Source organism: Acinetobacter sp. ANC 4218 (assembly GCF_002135245.1).
Lineage (GTDB): Bacteria > Pseudomonadota > Gammaproteobacteria > Pseudomonadales > Moraxellaceae > Acinetobacter.
Map to the genome: position 1 here is coordinate 56,585 of NZ_NEGD01000015.1, position 23,211 is coordinate 79,795.

Here is a 23,211-nt window from a genome sequence, read left to right on the forward strand (position 1 = left end):
TACTTTAGAAATTATATCGAAGTCCGGTTTTGTAGGTTACGCCATTTAAATCCAACTCATCACCACTACCAAATAAACACTCACCATTTAGGCATACTTTGGCATCATTGTTAAACAACCACTGGTAACCAAATGAGCCAAACACATCAATTTTCGGAGAAACCTTATAACCAACCTCTAGGGCTGCAGGGATAGTAAAATATTCCAACTCAAGTTTTACATCTCCCAAACCCGAAACGCTTTCTTTTTCATCTAGCCATCCATAGCCAAGGCCGAGTGAAGCTGCTGAATACAGTTTTTCATTTTCAAGAAATTTGTACTTATAACCAATAGAAAAATGATTGTAATCAGCCTCTGAGCTTTGGAATATATATTCCGCCCAGATGCTTGCTTTTGGGTGCGATTGATAAGTTGCATTTATAAACACTCCATCAAAAGACTCTGTTCCTAGAAACTCATCAGAACCTAATTTCGATCCAGCATAACCAAAAGCTACTGAAAATGGACCGGTACTATTTGATTGAGATTCGCTTTCTGTATGCACATAATTTGGACTTGTTCCAATTATAGCTGGTGCACCCTTGTTAAGCATTAATGATGTATCTGCTAATGTAATATTAGAAACTACCCCAACAGCTAAAGCTAAAACTAATTTTTTCATTATCTTACCCCCTTATTTATGGTGTGGATAAGATACTAATTTATTGGACAAAAATAAACTGCCACTTGGGCAGCTCTTTAGATTAATGGCAATGTCTTTCACCAGTAGAGCGCTGCTTATGACATCCATCTTTTGCTGTCCGACCACTATGTGAATAGGCTGCTGTGGCGAAAGATGCTATTAATGCCAATATAATTATTTTTTTCATATATCCCCCTAAATTTTAAAATCTAAGTTTAAGTTATATATTAAATTGGTTGTTTTTCAAGCATTAAAACCACCCGGGGGTGGTTTTAATGCTTGAAAAATTCAATTAAACATTTGCCCAAATTGGTGGATAACCAGCATAAGCATTAGAGCTGAAGATGATGTTACCAATACTCCTATTGCTGTCATTCCTTTTCCCTCTGATTTTAATTGTTCTTTTTTTATACAGGTAAATAAGAATATTCTCAATAATAAATTCAACCAATAGGTAAAAAATTATGACCATATTCAATATAAAAAGAAATATTGTAACAGGCACAAAAAAAGACGCTTAAGCGCCTATGGAGTTCTTTGTACCTGTGTTTTGTTAATCCAGATAAACAATACGCCCAAAGCTTCCTAGCTTTTCATCTAGTTGCTTGGTGGTATCGGCTAATGCTGATCCTTTAATTGAAATTTCACCAGTTTCTTCATTGATGAAATCCATATTACCATCCACCGATGGTTTAAAGCGCCAAAGCTCAAGTGCTAACTTCTTATCGCTAATTGCATTGATACCTTCGAACAAATAATAATATTCTGCATCATCAGGCATGGTGAAGATGACCGTGGCTTTCGCAGCCCCTACCGTGTAATCAGCAATCAATGGTTGAGTAAGATCAGTTAGGTCTAAAATTTTAACTTTGCCATAACTAGCATCATAAGAATAATGCTGCCCTTCAACTAATTGTGTAGGCGTTACGGACTTGGAGTCACTAATCATCAAATCGGAAATATTAAAACCATCAAGCTTGATAGTGTCACCAACTTTTAAACCAGTACCCAGATTTTTATCCTGAACACTCTCAGTAGTAATTTCTTTAATTTCGGCTTGGAATGCTAGAGCAATATCCTCCTGCTTTTGTTCATCCATTGTAATTTCAAGCTCAACATCACGAGCTTTAGTCCATTCGCCAATTTTTTGACGTTTACCTGTTTTGGATTCATAACGCGAGAAAGTATCAGAGGAAATCGTTAACTTAACTCCGGTTTGGTTACCTAGTTCTCGTAAAACTTTAGCCCCTGGTAGATTCCGTGCTAAATGTGATGCCCCTTGTAGGGATAAAAATTCATAACCATTAGACATGGTTTACTCCTGATTGGTAAATTTTGTGGATTCAAATACTGCTGTGAGATATACACATGTCGATGAAAACTCCTCCCCAATGCTAATTAGCTTTAGAGGGTCTTTACTTGAGGCTGGTTGCCACCCACTAAGGCGGTGCTAGATATGTAACTGATAACTTAATCATCATCTTTTCGGAAAGCTTTTATTAGATCTGGTGATTTCCACGCAAGAATCCACAGAACTCCTAATATTAAAATGAAAAATAACATTCCATTTGATAAACCTGATGCCATATTGATCAATCCTGTAATTGCTGTGATATAATCTTCCATATGTTGTATCTCCTCTTACTTTTGTCGGTTGAGTTGATTTAAAAAGCCCGTGATTGCCGTCATGGGCTTTTTGCTATTTGTACAATGCAAAACGCCATGACCTAATTAAAGATCACGGCGTCTTAAGGTTTGTTGTGTGATATCGGCTAGTTTTTCAAAACCCTTAATGTATAAACCATCTTACCTTCCACCATCTCCACCGAAGCAACCTCAAAAGACAATCCCATTTCAAACAGCACACCTTGTCCAGCATTCAATTTTTCAAGGTCAATCCCCAACCCTTTGGCATTCTCAATCTGAATCACGATGCTTGAGCCATATCGCTATAGATGATCTCGCCATCTTCATCGCGCTCAACACCAATGTGATAAAGCTCATGTTCAATCAAACGACAAAATTCACGATCTGAAGCTTGCTCACAGAATGCTGCGTCTATCGTAATCAAATATTGAGGTACGAAACCGAACCAGTCCCGCATCTGCTGTTCCTGGCGTGCCTTCTTCCATCCGCCTTGGTTAAACATCACTTTTTCACATTGACCCAGCACCATACGTTTTTTAGCTACGGCGGCCGATGAAGCCCAGGCGAATGCAAGGAACTCATCATTGTCGTGAAGCAGCTCAGCAATATGGTCATGATCAGGGTTATGGAGTTCACCACCCAAAGTCAGCCAGTTTTTGACAACCCATTCTTTAAGCTCTGATGCCGGTGCTAATCGAATCGCTTCTTCTTCCTCAGCCTGATCCATCAGATCCGTTGGCGGGAATGGTCTGAACTGTTTCATAAGATGCCTTTAAATTTCTCAGCCACTTGGTAGCTCTTCCCATATTGATATCACCAGTTTCAAAGCGCATATAGCGATAGCCCATTTCTTCAGCATGGTCATACCGGTCAATACTCCAGGCTTTTGTGGCCAGTTTGCCTTTTCGTCCACCTGACCATGGTCCACCAGCTATTTCTATCAGCATTCGATATTCAATAAGATGCAGATCAAAACGCCAGTGTTTGGTGCTTTTAAAATGAAAATACTCTTCATACTTGATTTCCATACGATCAAGAATTTCTTTCAGTCGCTCGAATGCTTCTAAGTATTTTTCACCGGCTTTGGGTAATGGTCTGGTACGTGGTTTCTTTTTGATGGGTTTCTTATCAGTCAGGGCTTTGTATGCGTCCAGTTCCATAAATTGTACCCATTAAAAAACCTCCCTGAGGAGGCTTTGTTATTTTATCTTTTTTATCTGTTCAAGAAATTTATCTTTTTCTTCTTCACTTTCAAATTTTAGACTTAAATGATATCCAGTATCAGAATTTGTAAGCTCACCTTCGAAGACTACTGTCACTTGGGTTTTCCCAATTTTAGATTTTATATAATTGATATTATTAATATTAATTATATATTCATTATGTTGTAAAAACATATCACATCCCATTTTTTATTTTAAGTGATCAAAATATTACCTTATTTTATGCTACATGAAATACTTGCTTTACTTTTCAATAAAAGAAAACCCAGCACTCAGGCTGGGTATATGAAATTATTTACTTTTACTGATGCAATGCCATTTCCGCACTTTTTGCTAAAAATGCTGAACGACTTAAATGCTGCTTCTTCGCAACTGCATCAATACGCTTAACTAAAGCTTCTGGCATACTGACATTAATACGAACAGACTTCGTATTTACCTTTGTTGTATCAATATCAATTAACAGCCAAAAACCACCTTCAAATCGTTCATCACCTAACCATTGCTCTGGGCTTGATGGTGCAGGCAACGGAATATCTTCACCATCAAAGTGAACCTCAACCGCTTCCTGTGCCATGCGCTGGATTTCTTGCATTTCATCCGCACCACTAAAACATCCTTCAAAGTCAGGGAAAGTTAAACCGTAAGCAGTATCTTCATCTTTATGAACATATACCGGATATAACATATTTACCTCCATTCCCAACCAGCCTGTTTATATATATTGCGTAGAGTACCTATCGGCATATCTTTACGTGGATGTGGAACCACAACATGACCGGGTTTATCGGGATGCTTGTACTTTTCATGGTCGCCTTTGCCGCCAACCTTGTACCAGCCTTCCTGCTCTAGACGCTTAATAATGTCTTTGCTGTTCATTGTGTAATTATACACAACATTATTTTAATAGGGAATAGAAAAGAAAAACCCCGCCAATATCTAGTATGTAGCGGGGTTTTATATGCCGTAATACGTTCGGCAATGGAGAAATCACTCAGGTTTTGTTTTACCACACTTACGACATTCGACCTCGGCAAATATGTCTGACTCGTAATCAAATGCATGTATGCAAAATAATTTGCGTAGGAATTGGAGCATCTAGTTTCTCCTGACAAAAAAAGCCCACCTCGAGAACATTGGTGGGCTTATAAACACTGACCATGGAGTAGGTCATTCAGAAACTACAGCTGTTTCTGTTGGTTATTTTCTACACCATTTAAGTATTTTTCAGTGGCAAAATATACCAAAAATTAAAATAATGATAATTAAATCAAATTATTAGAATAACTTAATTAATTATTTATTAACATTAAAGATGAAAGCTGATAGGTAACTTTCAGGCAATTAAAAGCCCACTTACTCCTTCAAATAAGTGGGCCGGTGCTGTAGTCATTTTCTTCGTTTTATTTGCGTTTTCTTGTTTTCGCAAAAATAAGATAGCACTAAAAAATTAACAACAAAGTATAGAGAATGCACAGGAACTGTTTTCACTTGTCTACTTTGGGTTATTTTTCTTTTTAAGGTATGGCAATTTTGATTTAAACATTACTTCCTCTCTTGTTACCCTGAACTTTTTCTTTGTTCCAGGATGAATAAAAGTGTTTTCACCATCTAAACTAATCACATTTTCATTAATCACTATTTGGGGTAAAGGCACACATATAGGGTTTCTTCCATATTCATTGAAAACCTTTTCAAATACCTGCTCTACCACTATCTTCATACCGCAACGACTTATAGCTTTTACTTCTTTTAATATAAAAATTTTAGACATTTCCAATAACTCTTTTTATTTTTTTCCAAAGAATTATAGAAGTGCCATCTTTATGTGTTGTTAATTTTTTATATAAATTTGTGATCAAAAAAATCTGGGTGCCCTGATATTGCTTACACATGACATTTCTCAGGGCACAAACAATCCCATCTTCATTATGAAGACTTAGTATCCCCCTTCATATAATGATAATTATTGTTTTTTGAATTCTTCTTATCTTTAAGCTTTTTATAACAATATCCGGCTACCACACCTGTACCAATCAAAGTTAATAGTTTCATCTTTCACCTCAACCAATCAGAAATGCAAGCATATATAACTATCACCTCTATTCATTACACTCCAAGCACGTTTCGATAGTTTTTTGTATGTCAGGTAAATTTATGTGTATTAAATAAAAAGCCCACCTTTCGGTGAGCCCCATCTGTATCATTTTGCGCTGATTCAAGATGTATAAGTACTGCCTCATAACAGTGGGCGTAATTTAGTTAAAACCAATTCTATTAGCAAATTTATAAGCATGATGTACTTTGGTTTGCCATTTCAGTAACTTATAAGCTCATAAAAAATGGATACACATATCATCATGTGTACCCATTGCCTCAGATTACGATATTAACCAGCTCGGCAACTGATCTACCGCTACTCCCTACTGTGATTGCCACTGAATAGGCACAGTACTAATCAATTTTCGGTTTCATTATCAATGTATGGCGGGGCATCACTCCCAACTCTGATTTCACTTTCCTGCATATCCTATTCATGCTCGATGAACTGCATGGGTTGTATCGTCTTTCGTGCGATCTAAACCTAGCTCAAAAGCTGCTTAAGCAAATACTGGCATTTTGATTCTCCTTTTTGGGTTATTTTGAGAGACAAATTCATTTGTGTATCAAAAACACTAGACAACAAAAAAGCCCGATCAATGACCGAGCTTAGATTTTTTATATGAATTAACTTAGGTGTTTTGGAATATCTTCAACAAATTTAAACTCTGCAGGATAACGAGTCCGAAGCGCTTCAGTAATCTCATTAAACATTCGCTGATACTCTTCAGTAATATAAGTAGCCTTCTTTATTTGCTCAGCAGAATCAGCAACCATTAACAATAACTTTCGGTTTTCTTCCTTTAATTCTTCATTTTCGTGCATCACCATTGCCAATAACGACTGTAATTCATCTTTAGTTAATGCACTCATAACAACGGCTCAGTATTTTTTCTAAAGAATAGCAAAGGATTATGACAAATAAGAAAGCCCACTATGTGAGCTTTCTGAGGTTTTGCCGTCTTTTCCGAGCTGTCAATCGAAATTACCCAAAGCATCCATGCGCTGGTGGTGCTTATTTTCTTCAAAATTTAATTGGTGTCAATACTGAATTTTGAACAAAATAAGCCACCTTTCGATGAGCAAAAAAATACCCACAAATTGAGATAAGTGGGTATATAAACTTTGAATCTTTTTCGTTGGTAGCGGGAGCTGGATTTGAACCAACGACCTTCGGGTTATGAGCCCGACGAGCTACCAGACTGCTCCATCCCGCATCAACGAGTTAGCTTTATACGTCATAAGCAGCATCAAAGCAAACTTTATTTTAAAAATAAATACTTACAGCATATCCGGCATCAATAAGTATCTAAATCTAACCATTATTCGTTTTAGTAATAAAAGCTGGATGTAAGTCTCTATACTTACGCAATCTATTTTTTTCATTCTCTAAAAATGATTTAGGCTCATCAGACCAGGATGATTTTCTTGAATCCAGGCCTGAATGACTAAGAGCCCAATCAGAAATCTTTCCATAAATAAATGTATTATCGGCAAAAATAAATTTTGCTTTTCTCTCAACACTATCTAAAAAAACCTTATGTGTAGGTAACGAACCAAAGATACTAATTTGAGTATAAATGTATTTATAGGATTCAGACATGGAACCAAGTACTTAAAGGATATTTTCACTATACCATTTTAAACAATAAAAAAGCCCACCTTTCGATGAGCTTATTCATTTGGTAAATGTTAATCAATTTTATAGTTGGCAAAATCTTTTAATAACGCTTTTCTGACAATTTCATCAAAGTCAGCTTTCGAATACCGAGTTTTTTTTATAATTTTTTGACAATAGCTTTTTGCTACGCTTAAACCAAGTAGATTCCATAATTTCATTACTCACCTCAAATGCTTAATGATTTTGGTATACATCAAAACTATCATTTGGATTTGTAGCCTTTCAACCCCATCTAGATTGTTTTTTGTACAGAATGTAAATAAATACATTTGAAGTATAAGTTAAATAAAAAGCCTAACTTTCGGTGAGGTCCCATCTGTATCAGATGGATACACATATCATGTGTATCCATTCCAACTCTGTATTCACTTTCCTGCATATCCTATTCATGCTCGATGAACTGCATGGGTTGTACCCTCTTTCGAGGAGTCTAAACGTGTTTACTCAAACAGGCTTTAGCTAATCAGCAAACTATAGAAAATGGGTTTTAAAATACTTTTCTCCTGGCATTAAAAAAACCTCCCAATGGAGGCCTCTTTAGCAATCTAATTATGTGATTTCTGAATCTTCAAAATTTTTAGGGAGATTTAAATTTATTTTAAAATTTGCAATTTGATCAGCATTGCCCCAATCCCCATAAATAAGCGCTTTTACTTCAATTCCAGTATCTTCATATAGATGCTTATCGTTTAAAATTTTGAGAAATTTTTCAGCATCTTCGTCACTTAGATAACCTACTTGAATACCACCAACAATCACCATAATTGCATAGGTATATTCTGTGTTTGTGGTATCCATGATCAAAAGAGCATTGACAACTTTACTGACAGAATGATCAAGCTGAGGGCCAACTATCTCAATTATGGGGTGCTGAAAGTCTATTGCACTGGAAACTTTATGACCAAACTTATTTTTAGTCATTTCTTTAAACTTTCCACCAGACTTTTGTTGGAAAGGGTTTACCATTACAAAAGCTGTTATTAAGATAACAATAAGGAGAAGAATTAGACCCATGACTCATACTCGTTTACATGGGAAAGATACTAGAACCCTAAGATAAAGGGACGCATATTCTTTAAGTTTTACTGAGTTTTGAACTGTCATCACAATTTATTTAATTCAGAAGACAGATACTCAATGAACTGCTTTTTATCCTCTATTTCAGGTACATCAAATACCCAATAACATGTAGATTTAAGCCTATATTTGAATATGAGAGTCAAAGTATTCATTTCAATGTAAGCATCTTCATCCCTGAGCTCTGCAAATAATCGCAGCGCTATTAAAAAAAAATTTAACTTATTGACTATGTCATATTTTGATGGCTCATACTCCTTTAGAGCTTCATCATAAATAAAGTCAAATATCTCCTGGACCATAACAATGTCCAACTGGTTAACGTCACCCATCAAAGATAAATCAATACTTCTCATTACGATGTACAAAAAGTGTATTTGCAGCTCGTTCCAATTTTGAAAGATTATAAATGCAAAAAAGCCCACCATTTGGCGAGCTTTCGTTGCTATACAAATCTATTCTTTTGAACACTTCACTTCAAGCTGGTATTCGTCTTGGGTAACCTTAATCTTAATATTCTTATATTTTCGTTTGTTTGGATCCATTGCTGAGCCTGCTACTTCTTCAAAAAATCTGCGATCATTCATTAGGTCGGCATATGCTTTATAACCTAACAAAATCTTTTCAGGTTTTTTGCCATTAACTGCTAACTCACTCAGAGTATCATCTAATTTCTTGACAGTTAGAATTGCCATCTCAATTAAATCTCAAAAAATAAAAAGTCATTATCCTTTATTAATATAAACGAATAATGTCAAAAAAGCCCACCATTTGGCGAGCTTTCTTTCAGATCAAGTGCTTAACTAACACTTCGACCACTTATAACATAAATATGCCATATCGCCTGTACAGGGTCAATACTTAATAAATCCATAACGCACATGTAATGCAGCTAAACCACATTTCACATCAAATCTAGCATCCATTTCAGAATAGACCTTTACCATTTTTCTTACTTCCCCAACCCATTGCATTTCCCATTTAGTCATTTCAGGCCAAGTATTAAAATAAAAATAACGATCAACAACTGCATCAATCCAGCCATCTAATGTTTCTGAGCTTCCCTGCATATCCAAAATTAAGCGCTGTACAGCACGCGCTTCATTATCATCAATCTGACAAACAATATCTTTTGGGGTTTGTTTTTTAATTGGCATGAAATCAACATCACCCAACATTACATCAGCAATAATTTGGCGTTGTTTTTTAACTCCCATTTTCAACTTCTTACGTTTAACCACAGCTTGATCCATAGCTACAGCAATAGGATTTAGTGCTCTACCACGAGTTCCCTTTGTAGAGTTCTGCCAAGCCCCAAACTGGTAGAGCCATTCTTCCAATGAATACTTAGACCAATCAACTACCTGCATAATATTTTGAACTTTAACCGCTGCATTCATCCCAAATCTCCAACCATCTTCTCTATTTGCTGAACCGCCAAACCTGACTTCACTTGCTCTGTACTAAACCGTATGACCTGATAACCCATCATTGTTGCCGTGTTGTATTTCTCCATATCCCCGATGTATCCCTTACCTCTCGTATGCCTGCCACCACCTTCCATCCAGATCCCACCCTCCACCTCAACCAAAATCATTTTTCCTATCAGGTGGAAATCAGCTTTCCATTTACGTTTTGGGTGAAACTTAAATTCCTACTCAAACTCAATTTTTAAGGCTTTCAAGTCTCTGGCCAGTTTGGCCTCTCCTTCACTTTGTACCTTTTCCCCTTTAACCTTTGGACGCTTGGAACCCCGTTTAGGTTTTGAAGCTCCAATCATTTTCTTGTATTCAGCGATTGAGTAGCTGGCCATCAATCACATCCGTTAGCCAGATTGTGGAAAAGCACCTTTGCGTTGTCCGTCAGAATAAATCCTTGTGGTGTTTCACCATCCTTTTCGACCAGTCCCCAGCGTGCCAGTCCATTCAAATAACGCTGCAGACTACGCACTGAAATCCCCATATTTGGCTCTATCGCCTGGTGAATTTGTTTCACAGATACTCGGCCTTTGCTGGATGACATAATCTGGAAGATCATCAGGTTCATGTAAGTTCGGTCTGCATGGGTCATGCTGCAGCTCCCGGGAGTGATCCATTGAACCCAACCTGTTTCAGATACGGTTCCCATTTTTTGGCTTGTGCTGGATCTTCCAGTTTCACGGCGATACGTGCTGCAAGTTTTTCATAGGACTCACCTGGTTCAGAGAACTTGCTTGAGAACTCAGGATGCTGGGAAAGTTTTTGAGCGAAGGTGTGAATCTGTTTTTCAGAAAGCTGCTGAGATTTACTGCAGGTACCTGCAGGTTTTCCAGAAACTGGATTTTGAGTATTTGAATACTTGGTTCTGTAGGCGTTAATCAACCAGTCAGCAAAGTGATAAATCATCAGATCATCACTCATGGTTTTTTCAGTGTTGTAATTCTCGAATGCTCGTTTTTCACGTTCAGCCCATTTCGAATTCATGATGGATTCAAAATCGATGCTGTCATCGGCCAGATAAATTTCTTCATGAAGTTTTTTAAAGCAAATCCAGTCTTTTTTATTTTTAGATTCTTCTGGTAGGTTCTTTGATAGATTCCGTGTCCCAACGTTGGGACCCTTTAACGGAATTGTTGGGACCCTTTCATGGAATTGTTGGAACTGTTCCGTTGTTGGTACTGTTCCATTGTTGGGACTCTTTAAATCGGCTTTTTGCTCTTTTAAGGATTCCACTGTTGGTACTGTTTCACGGCCATTTACCCCAACCAATTGATACACTTTGACCTGTTTGGTTTTCCCTTTTCGCTCACCTGTATCTACAATGAATCCATCTTCAATCAGCTCATCAATGATCTTTAAAACCGTTTTACGATCCATCTCAGTATCACCAACCAATCTAGCCATACTTGGATAAGCACAGTGATCTTCGCCTGCACGATCAGCAAGTGAAAGCAATACTAATTTTTTAAGAGGCTTTAACCAGATTCTAGAAAATACTGGCCACTTCAAATCTGACGAATATAAAAAATGGGCTAAATCCCATCGTGCTGTGCATTAAGGGGAAAGATCATGACTGTATTTTTTAAAAAAGCTGAACGCAAAAACGCAAAATTACGTCTTGCTCTTGCCGGTCCTACCGGTTCAGGTAAAACCTTAGGTGGACTTCTTTTAGCTAAAGGAATTGGTGGCCGAATTGCAGTAGCAGATACAGAAAATAGTAGTGCTGAACTGTATGAAGATGTTGTTGCGTTTGAACATGCCAACATTCAGCCTCCCTACACGCCTGAAAAGTTTATTGATGCTATTCATGCTGCAGAGAAAGCAGGTTTCGATACTTTAATCCTGGACAGCATTACTCATGAGTGGTCTGGCGTTGGTGGTTGCTTGGAGATTGTCGACAAACTTTCCAGTACCACTTTCAAAGGTAATAGCTGGGGTGCATGGAGTCAGGTTACTCCACGCCATCGCAAATTTATTGACGCAATGCTTCAGTCCAGCATCAATATTATTGTGACCATGCGCAGCAAAATGGATACCGTTCAGGTTGATGCAGGCAACGGTAAAAAGAAAGTCGAAAAAGTGGGCATGAAAGCTGAACAGCGCGATGGTATCGAATATGAGTTCACTACCGTTCTGGATCTAACTCATGACAACTATGCAGTTAGAACCAAAGACCGTACCCGTATTTTCAGTGAACCAATGTTGCTTACAGAACAGGCAGGCATATTGCTCAAACAATGGCTGAACTCTGGATCTGCTGATGCATGTATCAATGGCAACCAGTTTTTAGAACTGGAAGCCTTAATGCAACAAGCTGGGATTGATATTGAAAAATATTGTGCCAAACGTGGACTAAACAGTCTGCATGATGTTCAACAACAAAAATTTGATGAGACATGCGCTGGCATTCACTCAATCATTCAGCGTAACCAAAAAGCGCAACAGGATAATGAGCAGCAACTCCATGCTGAGAATGAAGCACGTCTCGAAAATGATTATCAGGCTGCGTTGAAGGACATTCAGAACGCCAGTCACGTCAATGATCTAAATCGCCCTGTGAATTACTTCAAAGGCACAAAGTACGAACAACAAATTTTAAATGCCTGTCAGGCCAAATCAGATATGGAGGGATGGTCAGAATGAAATTTAACTACTCAACTATCACCCGGACACTCACAGTGTTCGGGGCCAAGATGGATCATATTTTTAATAATGTCAGTGTTGGTGAAATTGAAGAGCTATTAATCAATGCGAAGTTTAAAGAAGCGACCTGGAGAAGATAATGGTTACTGAGCTGGAGTTGCCTTTTGAGGTTTTGCAAAGTTTGAAGGAGGTGCCATGATGAGAACCGAATCTGAACACAATTTACTTCAAGCTATCTTTAATGAGATGCAAGAGTTGAAACAGACACTCAAGCATCAAAGTGAAAGACGTATTGGTCGGGCGGAGTTTGCTAAGTTATTAAACATAGAACCTGAAACACTAGATGCGCGAATTAGGGATGGAAGATATAAAAAACCTCACAAAGATGGGAGGAAAAGTTTTTGGTTTCACTCTTATGTTCAATCAGTGATTCTTGATATAGAATCAAATCATAAAGCCGCTTAATGCGGCTTTTGTTGTTTTGAAGGAATTGAATAAGTGAGTAATAATGTGAGTAACAAGTAAAAAATCACCCAAATTAATAGTTTAAAATAATGCGATTATTCATCAACAATATCAGCAAATTTAGCATCTAAAACGCGTGCTAAATCTTGTGGGTTTAACCCAACATCCAATCCCCTTTTTCCACCACTAACGTACATGGTTTTAAGGTTTTTAGCACTCTCACATATAATTGTTTTTAAACGTTTTTTCTGTCCAACCGGGCTAATTCCACCGACCAGATAACCTGTTAAACGTTCAGCATTTTTAGGATCAGCCATCTGTAATTTTTTACAGCCTACAGCCGCTGCCACTTTCTTTAAATTTAATTGATGATTGACCGGTAAAACTGCTACAAAGTAGTTCTTATCATCGGTGACTAATAAAGTTTTAAAGACTTCTTCAACGCTGAGCCCCAGTTTCTCAGCCGCTTCTAGACCAAAGCTTTTTGCATTGGTATCGTGTTCATATTCATGAATAGAAAATTCAATTTTATTGGATTTTAAAACTTTACAAGCTGGTGTCATTTTTTTGAGGATATTAATAACGAGATAAGTAAATTATATGCCCTTTAGAAACGAATGTTTAGATTGCTTAAGCTATTTTAGATTCATCTTTTAAATCACGTGACTCTACAAAAACATTAAAAAATCATTTTAGGACTTATATTTTAAAACCGAATTATGGACATAGCTAAAATCTAAGCCTAAGCAAGTATGAGGTGATTCCCTATTCTACTGTCGACTAGACGACGCATTTCTTTACAAGCGGTTATTGTGATGTTGGGTATTGGTCTTCCTTTACTTGTTTCTCTAATTCATATACTTTTACTTGAAAAACTGGCTTTATCTTAGCAACCTGCTATAGCGCGATACTGAAGTTTAAATCAAAACTGTTAAAAATATGCTTTTTTAGTTTTAAAAAGTAGATCCTACAACAGTTGATAAAAAGCGTGGATATTGCATCCACGCTTTTTGGTTACATTAAAATTAATGAGCTAAATTTCTGAAAATAAGTTTAAGACTGTCTAACATCTTTTCAATTTGCAACGGGGTCAAACCTTCAAAAGACTGATCTAAAACAATATGACTCAAATCGTTAATTTTTTGCACCATTTGCTCGCCCATATGGGTTAGAACGACACGGGTAATTCGCGCATCGTCTTCACAACAATAAGTATGTACCAAGCCTTCATCTTTTAGACGATAAATAATTTTCGTAGTCGTCGACATCTTAAAAATCAGCATCTCGGATAGCTCGGATACACTCGCATTGGGCTTGGACTTTAAAGCCAACAAGATACGCCGACGAGAATTGTCTAAACCATATTTTTTTAACGCATGATCCACATTCTGAACATATTGAGAATGTACTTGAGTAATCCAGTAGTATGGAAAATTATCCAGGTTAAACTCAGATGCTGCAGAAAAAAATTTACTGTATTTTCTTGTCATGTCAAAAAAACCTCTAACTTATTGTTGTAATTTAAATTATTTTAATGTTCCAAATTTTATTTAAAGTCATTTTTTTTAGCAATACATATTAAATTATTTTTATTGCTCATTCAAAAATTAAGTCTCCCACAAATTGTGCAAAAAATCTACAAAATTTGTATAAAATAAAAGCCCGACATCATGTCGGGCCTTTTCGTATTTGATGCTTAGATCTGACTCCTGTCGTAGATCACCTTTCTAATCTAAGAATTTTTTCTTTACTTCTATTTATTGTTTTATTGCTGAACTTCCTGTTCCTGTATGATTTGATCACAGGAAAAAATCTATTACACTAATCCGTAAACACCTTAAATTCCTGTGTGCCATAACGTATAAAAATGATGAATTTTACATCCAAGCTATCAAGATCATTCATATATGTTCTTCAAAAAAGAACGGGAAATTTTCTATCTCTGTAAAAATAAGTGCTTTTTTAAATATATTTATTGATAGAAAATTTCCAAATAGAACAGCGCAGAATACTTTATAAAGACACATCGAACTTCTTGAATATGCTGGCACGGCGTTTTGGATGAATATTGGCTTTATTTAAATCACCTTTATAATGGTCGAATACACGTTTATCCATCATTTTAAACCAGAGCGATGGAATTAAAGCTGGTAATAACATGGTGGCATAACCACTTGGCAATTCAGGTGCTTCATCAAAGTGACGTAAGGCCTGAAATGGACGTGTCGGATAGGCATGATGATCAGAATGACGCTGCAACTGGTACAAAAACAGGTTGGTAGTAATATTGTTATTGTTCCAGCTATGCTCAGGCATGGTACGTGTATAAGTTCCATCTTCCTTTTTATCGCGCATTAAACCGTAATGTTCAATATAGTTAATAATCTCAAACAAACTGATGCCATAAAAAGCCTGTGTGGCCAAATAAGGAATTACATCTTTACCAAATAATTTCAGCATGGCGGCATGGAAGCCAGCACTCATCGCCCAGCCTTGAAACAGTTCATTTTCCTTGCTAAAGAAGGATAATCCTTTACGTTTTAAACGGTTCTTTTCAATTTCAATGGACGATTTAATTCCACCAAATACCGTTCTTGACCAAAACTCATAGAAAGTTTCACCCATTTTCGAAGAAGCAGGATCTTCAGGCGTTGCAGCACGCTTATGATGTCCATAAGGATGTTCAACCCGAAAGTGATTATAAAACAGCGGCGCTAATGTGGCATGGGCAAGATAATGATCCTTTTTATGTGGTCGATGCGACAGCTCATGTGCTGTATTCACGCCTACACCATTAATCGCGCCCATGGAAATACCGAGCAGGATCTGATCGATAAAAGAAGTTTCTTTACGACTTACCACATAACCAGCAAAAAGATTGGCTGCCATCTGCAAAGGAATAAACAGTTTTACAATGCGGTCATAATAAGGGTCTGCTACAAGTGACTTAATTTCTTCATCATCAGGATTATTACTGTCATCGCCCACAAGAGCATCAACCGTTGGAATAATCACATGCAGCAATAAAGGACCGCCCAAAGCAAAGATTTTTTTCGTGGCTTTAGGACCAAACTGATAGCCAGCCAAAATCCCCATACCGATCACCGGTAAACCGGGGCTCAGCAACCACCAATAACGTTTTTTATCGAGGGCTAAACCTGAAGCAGTGGCTAAGGGCTGAATTGTAGTTTGATTTAAATTTACTGGTGCATTCATGCTGGCGATCTTCCCTATTTTTTGTTCTAACGTTATATTTCTAGAAATAGGTCCTCAAGAACAGTTGTAAACGTCCAAAAAAGCTATGCAAACGTCCTTGGCATATTTAGCCAATTTTTGACCTAAAAACACATGCTGGCATAAATCCAGAATTTTATAATTTTTATTCAATGATGACAGAACGATAAGACATGGATGCCTTAAGTAAAATTTTTGACGATATTCATCTGAATAAATCTGAATATATTTATTTAAAACCGCAAGGTCACTGGGCTTATGCTTATCAGGAACAGGATGCCATGATTGGCTATGTGGTTCTGGCGGGCAATCTCAACATCCAATTCAAATCGGAAAAAATGCTTCAGCTCGAAGCGGGAGACTTAATCCTGATTCCTTCAGGGCAAAACCATACCTGCCGAAGTAATAATAAAGACAATCTGGTTGAAGCACTTAATATTACCGGTCTTTTCGATAAAAAAAGGCAGGCAACCATCGAGTTTGGAAGTACCAGCGGTGAACCGGCACTGATTCTGGCGATCCGCTGTCATATTGATACCATTATGGCACGTCCCTTACTGAATGCCCTGCCCGACTATATTCATATTCAGCATATTACCGGCAGTGCAGCCCCTGAATGGCTACAAATCGGATTACATTTTTTGGCTGTAGAAGCCTATCAAATTCGTCCGGGTCGCGACAAAATCCTCGATCATCTGGTCAGTATTCTATTTATTGAATGTGTACGCGATTATATTGCCCAGTTACAGGATTCAAATAACTGGCTACGGGTTCTTTCCCATACCGAACTCGCCAATGCTTTGGCGGCCATTCATGGTAAGCCTGATCAGGCCTGGACAGTGGAAAATTTGGCTGAACAATGCTGTATGTCCCGTTCCAAGTTCGCCACCTTATTTAGCAGTATCGTAGGTGAAACACCTTTGGCCTATTTACAGCAATACCGTTTTCGTTTGGCTTCACAACATCTGCGTGAAGGGCAATTATCCATACAGCAAATTGCCCATCGCGTCGGTTATTCTTCTGAAACGGCCTTTAGCCAAACCTTTAAACGCCTGTTTAATTTAACCCCAAGCCAATATCGCCAGCAGTTCCAATAAAAATCAGACTTGATCAGATGTGCCTGCATTCAAGGTATTCAGAATAGCCTGAACCGGATCCTCACTATTGCCTGAAAGCAGCTGCTTGTGCATGGTAATGTGCTGCATGGCCTGAATTTGTGCGGTTTCAACGTTTATCAGTTTTTCAATTTCAGCAGCCAGATTTTCAGGGGTGGCATCATGCTGAATCAGTTCCTGAATGACCTTTTTCCCGGCAATGATATTCGGCAACGAATAATACGGAATCTTGATCAGGAATTTGACCAAATGATAGGTCAGCCAGTTTAGTTTATAAAAAGTCACCATCGGACGATGTAACAACATCGCTTCTAAAGTTGCGGTTCCCGAAGCCAATGCCACAATATTGGAAGCATTCATCACTTGACGGCCAATTTTCGATTCCGTATCAGTATTTTCCAGCAAACAGACTTTAGCCACCAAGTCAGCAGGATACTGTTGTAGCAATGCGTCAATCTGCTGCTTACGTGCATCATTAATCGCAGGAATCAGAAACACATATTCAGGATGTTTTTGACTGACGATTTTGGCAGCATCAAGCACCAAAGGACCCAGTCTTTCAATTTCGCCACGACGACTCCCCGGTAACAGTGCAATGTGCTTGTGTTCCACGTTCAAGCCCAGCTCTTGCTTGGCTTCAATCAGCGGGTTTTGCAAAGGCAATTGACTGGCCAATGGATGCCCGACAAAAGCAGCTGGCACATCAAATTTCTTATAAAAGGTTTTCTCAAATGGAAATAAACAAAGTACCAGATCAATACTGGCTTTGATGCCATGTACCCGTCCCTGACGCCATGCCCAGACTGAAGGGCTAACATATTGCACGGTTTTGATCGGTAAGTTTTTCTGTTTCAGGCTTTTAGATAAGCGTAAATTAAAGTCCGGTGCATCAATCCCGACAAACACATCCACCGGCTCTTTGCTCCAGATATCAACTAAACCATCACGCACGGCGAAAAGTTTTTTCAGATCTTTTAAAACTTCCACAATGCCCATGACCGATAAAATATCCATCGGATAATAGCTTTTGAAACCTTCAGCAATCATCTGTGGACCACCGATGCCTTCAAATTCAGCATCTATGCCTTGCTCACGAAAACTACGGATCAGTTTAGCGCCAAGGGTATCGCCTGAAACCTCACCAACTACCATCCCAATTTTTAGTTTTCTATTTTGCAAGTGTTTTTCCCCATACGTCCTGCGGCTGAATAGTTTAATATTTTAGCATAGTCCTTTGTCTTTACATGACTAAGCATTAATCTCTTCAAACTATAGCAAAACAATAAATTTAGTTGCCGTGTTGGGGGAAAAATTTGAGTTCGATACAAACATGGCTTCAGCAGGAAGTTCTAAAATCTTTTCAGACATAGATCAACAAACATTTTATTTTCAGCCTAATATTTTTCATTAATGTTCAGTTCTTCGCTCTTATACTTTGTCCCAATATATGGTTCCAGCTCAACTTAAAACCATAACGCTCTACAGCAGCCACCAGTTCTGGTTTTCAAGGACAAATCGCTTCATGGATATTTCATGAAAAAAATAGACTGCAAATTGTGACTATATGACCTATATGAATAGTTCCACTATAAAAAAGGCTATCGAAACTTTTTGTGAAAATGCATCACATAACAGTAGCCCAGATAGTGTCTAAGTTGAACTGCTATATAATCAACTTCCATTATTCCGATCTCTATTTCAAGAATTCATATCCTGCTGAATTTTCAATATTTAATTTTAATCAGACAAAAGTATTAACGCACAACATAAGAAAATAAAATCCCGCTTTATCTCTTTTTAGAATAAGCAAATCAATAATCAAGACAACGACTTATATGAAAAAGTCATAACATATGCACGTTTTTGATATTTGGCATATAACCATGTTTGGTCCATTAGAATTTATTTTAGCAGGTGTTTTGGTTGGTTTCTGCGTTGGGATTACAGGGGTCGGTGGCGGTTCTTTAATGACTCCTATCCTGATTAGCCTGTTTAGAATCGAACCACATATCGCCATTGGAACAGACTTGCTATATGCCGCTATTTCAAAATTCTGCGGGTCTTTAGTTCATGCAAAAAAAATGAATATTGTTTGGCCGATTGTCATCTGGCTTGCTGTAGGCAGTATTCCTGCCTCATTTGCAACGCATTGGGTACTAGAAAACTATCTCAGCCAATCCAGTAGCTATAAAGCTGTCTTAACCATGGTCCTAGGCTTTATGTTGACCCTGACCGGTGTTTCTATCGTATTCCGTGGTCATATTGAACAATTTTTTAACAAGCTGCGTAAAGATGTACCTGTTGATATGACGCAGGATCTGGAAAAGGTTAACTTACAAGCCAAAGACAAACGTGCTTATATCGTGATTATGGGCATTGTATTGGGAATATTCGTTACCTTATCTTCAGTCGGTGCTGGTGCATTCGGTATTATGGCACTGGTTTTGATGTTCCCAAATTTACCCATGATCCGAATTATTGGTTCCGATGTGGTGCATGCTGTATTGTTGACTTTGGTTGCAGGACTTGGGCACATGAGTTCAGGTAATGTCGATTTACACTTGCTTGGCTGGTTATTGGTTGGTTCCATTCCTGCAATTGTAGTAGGTACTTTGATTAGTTCCCGCTTGCCGGAAAAAATTATCCGTAAGATTCTGGGCATTACCTTGTTTGCCTTAGGTATGAATTTCATGCTGCATCCAGTCAAGGCAAAACCTGTGGCGAAACCGGCTACCGCACAAGTGATCAGCATTGAAAAAACTGCACATGTTTAATTTAACTATACGATTCATCACTTTTTTTTGACCTATATATTGATCTTTTTTATAACATGGTGAATGTATATTCGTGTTATATTCAGGGGATGAAATAATTTTTTGTATGATCGAACCAGTGACGGCAATGAATACACTACAGTCAAAACCTATTACACAATCTGACATCGACGACGTGAATGTACAAAGCATTCAGCCTCTTGTAACTCCTGCAGAATTAAAAAAAGAGTTACCTTTGACTGAGCAAGCCTATCAAACCGTCCTTAAAGGCCGTGAAACTATTCGCAATATCTTGGATGGTAAAGACAAACGCCTGTTTGTCGTCATTGGTCCTTGCTCAATTCATGACACCGTGGCTGCACATGAATATGCCGATCGTCTCAAAGTTTTAAGCGAAAAAGTTAAAGATAGCCTTTATATCGTCATGCGTGTCTATTTTGAAAAACCACGCACCACGGTAGGCTGGAAAGGTTTGATTAATGATCCTGACATGAATGACTCTTTCAATATTGAAAAAGGTCTGCGTATTGGTCGTCAGCTTTTGGTTGAACTGAACGAGAAAGGATTGCCATGCGCCACTGAAGCACTCGATCCAAACTCGCCACAATATTATCAAGACCTGATTTCATGGTCAGCGATTGGTGCCCGTACCACTGAAAGCCAGACGCACCGTGAAATGTCTTCAGGTTTATCTTCACCTGTAGGCTTTAAAAATGGTACTGATGGCGGCTTGACCGTTGCAACCAATGCCATGCAGTCGGTGAAACATGGTCACAGCTTCCTCGGCCTGAATGATCAGGGTCAGGTTTCTGTCATTCGTACCAGCGGTAACCAGTACGCACACGTAGTACTTCGTGGCGGTAATGGGAAGCCCAACTACGATGCTGGTTCTGTTGCAGAAGCTGAAAATGCCTTGGCAAAAGCCAAAGTCAGCAACAAGATCATGATTGATGCCAGCCATGCCAACTCCAACAAAGACCCGTACCTGCAACCGCTGGTGCTGAAAAACATTACTGAACAGATTCAGGATGGCAACAAGTCGATTGTGGGCATTATGGTTGAAAGTCATCTGAAAGGTGGTCGTCAGGATATTCCTGAAAATCTGGACAATCTGGAATATGGCAAATCGGTGACTGACGGCTGTATCGATTGGGAAACCACTGAAAAAGCCCTGCTCGATATGCATGAAGCATTGAAAGACATTTTGCCAAATCGCTAAGAGCTAAAACGCCATCTGACCAGATGGCGTTTCTACTTTAACCTTAGGAAAAATTTTATCTGATGAATGAAATTGAACATGCTCTCAGTCATATCGAAAATTTCCAGTTTATTCACGAGCATCTATTCACTTCTGCCCAGCCTAAAGCGGAACAGCTAAAGCTGATTAAAGAATACGGCGTAACTACCATTGTGAATCTGGGATTATCAGATGCAGTGCAGTATTTAGATCATGAAGATAAAATTTGTCTGGATTTGGGCTTAAACTATATTCAGCTGCCCCTTTCTCCAGAAACCCCTTCAGATGATCAATGCTTACTGGCATTAGATATGATTGATCATTTGGTACAGGAACAGATGGTGTGGGTGCATTGTGTCACCAATTACCATGTCAGCAGTTTGATGTATTTATATCGTCAATATTATATGGATATGGACATGCCCACTGCGCAAGAGCTGATGCACAGTATTTGGGAACCGAATGAAACCTGGACCGGCTTAATCCATGCAGTAGCCCTACAACTGCAAGGTCGCAAAGCTACCCAGGAACTACAGCAGTCGCTGATCCATCCAGATCATTTTGCCTGATGCGAAATCAACACTGTTGCAGTCGATAAAATACCTTCTTCACGTCCGGTAAAGCCTAATTTTTCTGTGGTTGTGGCTTTAACGCTAATTTGTGTAACATGTACATCCAGAACATCTGCAATACTTTGACGCATTTCCAGATTATATTTGGCCAGTTTTGGACGTTCACAGGCGACCGTAATATCTGCATTATTTAACACATAACCACGATCTAAAATTAGTTGATAGACATGTTTAAGTAGAACGCGACTATCTGCTCCCTTAAATTTTGCATCGGTGTCAGGAAAATGCTGTCCGATATCGCCCAGAGCCAATGCCCCCAATAATGCATCACAGAGTGCATGCAATACCACATCACCATCTGAATGGGCTTTTAAGCCTTGGTTATGTGGAATCTTGACCCCCGCTAAAGTAACAAAATCACCTTCTTCAAAGGCGTGTACATCCATTCCCTGACCAATTCGAATTTGTGCGACCACGTTAAGCATCCTTAAGAAATAAATGATTGAGATGTTGTATTCACGCTTTCTATTTCGCTATAGTTACAGCAGCGCAACATAGTGAAATTATAAGCGATCATGCTGGTGAATACCGATATTAATCTCATTAAAACATTAGGCACATTATTCAGTATTGGCTGTTTGTGCTCAACCATGGTATATGCTCAAGACATTGACTGTACACAGCCTGATACAGCCTCAATGAAAAATATTTGTGCTGACAATTTTGCAAAATCGCGAGAAAAACTCTCTAATCACTATATCACGGCTTTTTTAGTCAGCGATGCGCCGGTACATTTACTCGAAGATACACACCATTTATGGTTTAAGCGCTTACAGCAATGTAAAAGCCTGGACTGTTATAAGCAGCAATTTGAAATACGCATTGAAGATCTGAATTTTTATACCTCATTGAACCAGACTTTGACCAATCACTATTTAAAATTTGAAAAGGGTCAATTTGCCCATCAACCGGTACATTTACAAGTCCATCAACTGACCAAAGATAAAATTAAAATTGAGGGCGTAGCCTACCGTAACCCGAACAATAAATTAGAAACACAAACGATTCCTTTTTTAGCCTATACCACCGCTGATCAAAAAAGTGAAATTGTCGATAACGAACACGATTGCAAATACCATTTCGATTTTAATAAAGCACTTTTATCGGTTACAACCAAACAAAAAGGCTGTGAACGTTTTGCAGGTATATACCGGCTGTATGATTAAAAAGATTGAAGTTATTGAATAAAAAGACAGAGGCATCATACCTCTGTCTTTTTATTT

Annotated in this window: 29 protein-coding genes, 1 tRNA gene and 4 pseudogenes; 7 read left to right on the top strand and 27 right to left on the bottom strand. The window is 38.2% G+C overall.

The genetic code is table 11. From position 1 onward, the window contains the following. Positions 1–4: 4 nt before the first annotated feature. The 22 genes and pseudogenes from B9T38_RS14130 to B9T38_RS14215 all read right to left on the bottom strand — a co-directional run. Positions 5–661 (bottom strand): porin family protein, encoded by a 657-nt coding sequence (locus tag B9T38_RS14130; protein ID WP_086197406.1) that lies wholly within the window; start codon positions 659–661, stop codon positions 5–7. Positions 662–743: 82 nt separating this feature from the next. Next, positions 744–869, bottom strand: a complete 126-nt coding sequence (locus tag B9T38_RS17140) for a YHYH domain-containing protein (protein ID WP_143222731.1) — start codon at positions 867–869, stop codon at positions 744–746. Positions 870–1,235: 366 nt separating this feature from the next. Then, on the bottom strand, positions 1,236–1,994 hold the full coding sequence (locus tag B9T38_RS14135; protein ID WP_086197407.1) for a phage tail tube protein: 759 nt from the start codon (positions 1,992–1,994) through the stop codon (positions 1,236–1,238). A 158-nt stretch (positions 1,995–2,152) separates the two neighbouring features. Next, a complete protein-coding gene (locus tag B9T38_RS16840) occupies positions 2,153–2,308 on the bottom strand; it encodes a hypothetical protein (protein ID WP_171263252.1) in 156 nt (51 codons plus the stop codon). 146 nt (positions 2,309–2,454) lie between these two features. Then, a pseudogene (locus B9T38_RS16640) lies at positions 2,455–2,622 on the bottom strand (phage head morphogenesis protein); the annotation flags it as partial. A 5-nt stretch (positions 2,623–2,627) separates the two neighbouring features. Further along, positions 2,628–3,092, bottom strand: a pseudogene (locus B9T38_RS14140) (putative metallopeptidase); the annotation flags it as partial. Next, complete coding sequence (locus B9T38_RS14145) at positions 3,043–3,489, bottom strand: hypothetical protein (RefSeq protein ID WP_086197408.1); 447 nt, start codon at positions 3,487–3,489, stop codon at positions 3,043–3,045. The gene B9T38_RS14145 and the pseudogene B9T38_RS14140, both read right to left, overlap by 50 nt. A gap of 39 nt (positions 3,490–3,528) precedes the next feature. Continuing rightward, positions 3,529–3,726 (bottom strand): hypothetical protein, encoded by a 198-nt coding sequence (locus B9T38_RS14150; protein WP_086197409.1) that lies wholly within the window; start codon positions 3,724–3,726, stop codon positions 3,529–3,531. A gap of 127 nt (positions 3,727–3,853) precedes the next feature. Beyond that, on the bottom strand, positions 3,854–4,240 hold the full coding sequence (locus tag B9T38_RS14155; protein ID WP_086197410.1) for a type II toxin-antitoxin system HicB family antitoxin: 387 nt from the start codon (positions 4,238–4,240) through the stop codon (positions 3,854–3,856). 2 nt (positions 4,241–4,242) lie between these two features. After that, positions 4,243–4,431, bottom strand: coding sequence for a type II toxin-antitoxin system HicA family toxin (locus B9T38_RS14160; RefSeq protein ID WP_086197411.1), 189 nt, complete (start codon positions 4,429–4,431; stop codon positions 4,243–4,245). 616 nt (positions 4,432–5,047) lie between these two features. After that, the gene (locus tag B9T38_RS14165; RefSeq protein ID WP_413784595.1) at positions 5,048–5,326 is read right to left on the bottom strand and encodes a hypothetical protein; all 279 of its coding nucleotides are present in this window, start codon (positions 5,324–5,326) and stop codon (positions 5,048–5,050) included. Positions 5,327–6,279: 953 nt separating this feature from the next. Beyond that, a complete protein-coding gene (locus tag B9T38_RS14170; RefSeq protein WP_086197412.1) occupies positions 6,280–6,525 on the bottom strand; it encodes a hypothetical protein in 246 nt (81 codons plus the stop codon). A 267-nt stretch (positions 6,526–6,792) separates the two neighbouring features. Beyond that, positions 6,793–6,869: transfer RNA gene (locus tag B9T38_RS14175), tRNA-Met, on the bottom strand. 98 nt (positions 6,870–6,967) lie between these two features. Beyond that, entirely contained in the window at positions 6,968–7,255 is a 288-nt protein-coding gene (locus tag B9T38_RS14180) for a hypothetical protein (RefSeq protein ID WP_086197413.1), read from the bottom strand. 89 nt (positions 7,256–7,344) lie between these two features. Further along, positions 7,345–7,491 (bottom strand): hypothetical protein, encoded by a 147-nt coding sequence (locus tag B9T38_RS16845; RefSeq protein ID WP_171263253.1) that lies wholly within the window; start codon positions 7,489–7,491, stop codon positions 7,345–7,347. 391 nt (positions 7,492–7,882) lie between these two features. After that, on the bottom strand, positions 7,883–8,347 hold the full coding sequence (locus B9T38_RS14185; protein WP_086197414.1) for a hypothetical protein: 465 nt from the start codon (positions 8,345–8,347) through the stop codon (positions 7,883–7,885). Between the two features lie 89 nt (positions 8,348–8,436). Then, complete coding sequence (locus B9T38_RS14190) at positions 8,437–8,766, bottom strand: hypothetical protein (RefSeq protein ID WP_143222733.1); 330 nt, start codon at positions 8,764–8,766, stop codon at positions 8,437–8,439. A gap of 99 nt (positions 8,767–8,865) precedes the next feature. Further along, positions 8,866–9,105 carry a hypothetical protein gene (locus B9T38_RS14195; protein ID WP_086197416.1) on the bottom strand — a complete coding sequence of 80 codons (240 nt, stop codon included), beginning with the start codon at positions 9,103–9,105 and terminating at the stop codon, positions 8,866–8,868. A 159-nt stretch (positions 9,106–9,264) separates the two neighbouring features. Further along, positions 9,265–9,810: a hypothetical protein gene (locus B9T38_RS14200; protein WP_086197417.1), complete on the bottom strand. Its 546-nt coding sequence runs from the start codon at positions 9,808–9,810 to the stop codon at positions 9,265–9,267. Then, positions 9,807–10,223 (bottom strand): annotated as a pseudogene (locus B9T38_RS14205) (putative endonuclease domain-containing protein). The gene B9T38_RS14200 and the pseudogene B9T38_RS14205 overlap by 4 nt, the downstream one beginning before the upstream one ends. Next, entirely contained in the window at positions 10,223–10,480 is a 258-nt protein-coding gene (locus B9T38_RS14210; protein ID WP_086197418.1) for a helix-turn-helix domain-containing protein, read from the bottom strand. Before B9T38_RS14210 ends, B9T38_RS14205 begins: the two are co-directional and overlap by 1 nt. Then, positions 10,477–11,367, bottom strand: a pseudogene (locus tag B9T38_RS14215) (helix-turn-helix domain-containing protein); the annotation flags it as partial. The pseudogene B9T38_RS14215 and the gene B9T38_RS14210, both read right to left, overlap by 4 nt. A gap of 90 nt (positions 11,368–11,457) precedes the next feature. On the opposite strand from B9T38_RS14215, the gene B9T38_RS14220 reads away from it, so the two are divergent. Continuing rightward, positions 11,458–12,531: an ATP-binding protein gene (locus tag B9T38_RS14220; protein ID WP_086197420.1), complete on the top strand. Its 1,074-nt coding sequence runs from the start codon at positions 11,458–11,460 to the stop codon at positions 12,529–12,531. Positions 12,532–12,726: 195 nt separating this feature from the next. Continuing rightward, positions 12,727–12,996: a hypothetical protein gene (locus tag B9T38_RS14225; RefSeq protein ID WP_086197421.1), complete on the top strand. Its 270-nt coding sequence runs from the start codon at positions 12,727–12,729 to the stop codon at positions 12,994–12,996. Between the two features lie 95 nt (positions 12,997–13,091). Here the strand turns inward: B9T38_RS14225 and ybaK are convergent, their stop codons facing one another. The 3 genes from ybaK to B9T38_RS14240 form a co-directional block, all read right to left on the bottom strand. After that, positions 13,092–13,559, bottom strand: a complete 468-nt coding sequence (gene ybaK / locus B9T38_RS14230) for a Cys-tRNA(Pro) deacylase (protein ID WP_086197422.1) — start codon at positions 13,557–13,559, stop codon at positions 13,092–13,094. A gap of 462 nt (positions 13,560–14,021) precedes the next feature. Further along, positions 14,022–14,486 carry a MarR family winged helix-turn-helix transcriptional regulator gene (locus tag B9T38_RS14235; protein ID WP_086197423.1) on the bottom strand — a complete coding sequence of 155 codons (465 nt, stop codon included), beginning with the start codon at positions 14,484–14,486 and terminating at the stop codon, positions 14,022–14,024. Between the two features lie 523 nt (positions 14,487–15,009). Then, on the bottom strand, positions 15,010–16,212 hold the full coding sequence (locus tag B9T38_RS14240) for an alkane 1-monooxygenase (protein WP_086197424.1): 1,203 nt from the start codon (positions 16,210–16,212) through the stop codon (positions 15,010–15,012). 191 nt (positions 16,213–16,403) lie between these two features. Between B9T38_RS14240 and B9T38_RS14245 the strand changes: the two genes are divergently transcribed. Next, positions 16,404–17,327, top strand: a complete 924-nt coding sequence (locus B9T38_RS14245; RefSeq protein ID WP_086197425.1) for a cupin domain-containing protein — start codon at positions 16,404–16,406, stop codon at positions 17,325–17,327. 3 nt (positions 17,328–17,330) lie between these two features. On the opposite strand, the gene lpxB is transcribed toward B9T38_RS14245, so the two are convergent. Beyond that, on the bottom strand, positions 17,331–18,524 hold the full coding sequence (gene lpxB / locus B9T38_RS14250; RefSeq protein ID WP_086197426.1) for a lipid-A-disaccharide synthase: 1,194 nt from the start codon (positions 18,522–18,524) through the stop codon (positions 17,331–17,333). Between the two features lie 704 nt (positions 18,525–19,228). On the opposite strand from lpxB, the gene B9T38_RS14255 reads away from it, so the two are divergent. The 3 genes from B9T38_RS14255 (at position 19,229) to B9T38_RS14265 (ending at position 21,925) form a co-directional block, all read left to right on the top strand. Next, positions 19,229–20,119 (top strand): sulfite exporter TauE/SafE family protein, encoded by an 891-nt coding sequence (locus B9T38_RS14255; protein WP_086197427.1) that lies wholly within the window; start codon positions 19,229–19,231, stop codon positions 20,117–20,119. Positions 20,120–20,246: 127 nt separating this feature from the next. Then, entirely contained in the window at positions 20,247–21,338 is a 1,092-nt protein-coding gene (locus tag B9T38_RS14260; protein WP_143222737.1) for a 3-deoxy-7-phosphoheptulonate synthase, read from the top strand. Between the two features lie 62 nt (positions 21,339–21,400). Further along, positions 21,401–21,925: a protein tyrosine phosphatase family protein gene (locus tag B9T38_RS14265; RefSeq protein ID WP_086197429.1), complete on the top strand. Its 525-nt coding sequence runs from the start codon at positions 21,401–21,403 to the stop codon at positions 21,923–21,925. On the opposite strand, the gene ispF is transcribed toward B9T38_RS14265, so the two are convergent. Then, positions 21,913–22,404 carry a 2-C-methyl-D-erythritol 2,4-cyclodiphosphate synthase gene (gene ispF, locus B9T38_RS14270; protein ID WP_086197430.1) on the bottom strand — a complete coding sequence of 164 codons (492 nt, stop codon included), beginning with the start codon at positions 22,402–22,404 and terminating at the stop codon, positions 21,913–21,915. The genes B9T38_RS14265 and ispF overlap by 13 nt on opposite strands. Before the next feature lie 99 nt (positions 22,405–22,503). On the opposite strand from ispF, the gene B9T38_RS14275 reads away from it, so the two are divergent. Further along, positions 22,504–23,154, top strand: coding sequence for an A1S_1983 family putative colistin resistance protein (locus tag B9T38_RS14275; RefSeq protein ID WP_086197431.1), 651 nt, complete (start codon positions 22,504–22,506; stop codon positions 23,152–23,154). Positions 23,155–23,211: the final 57 nt, after the last annotated feature.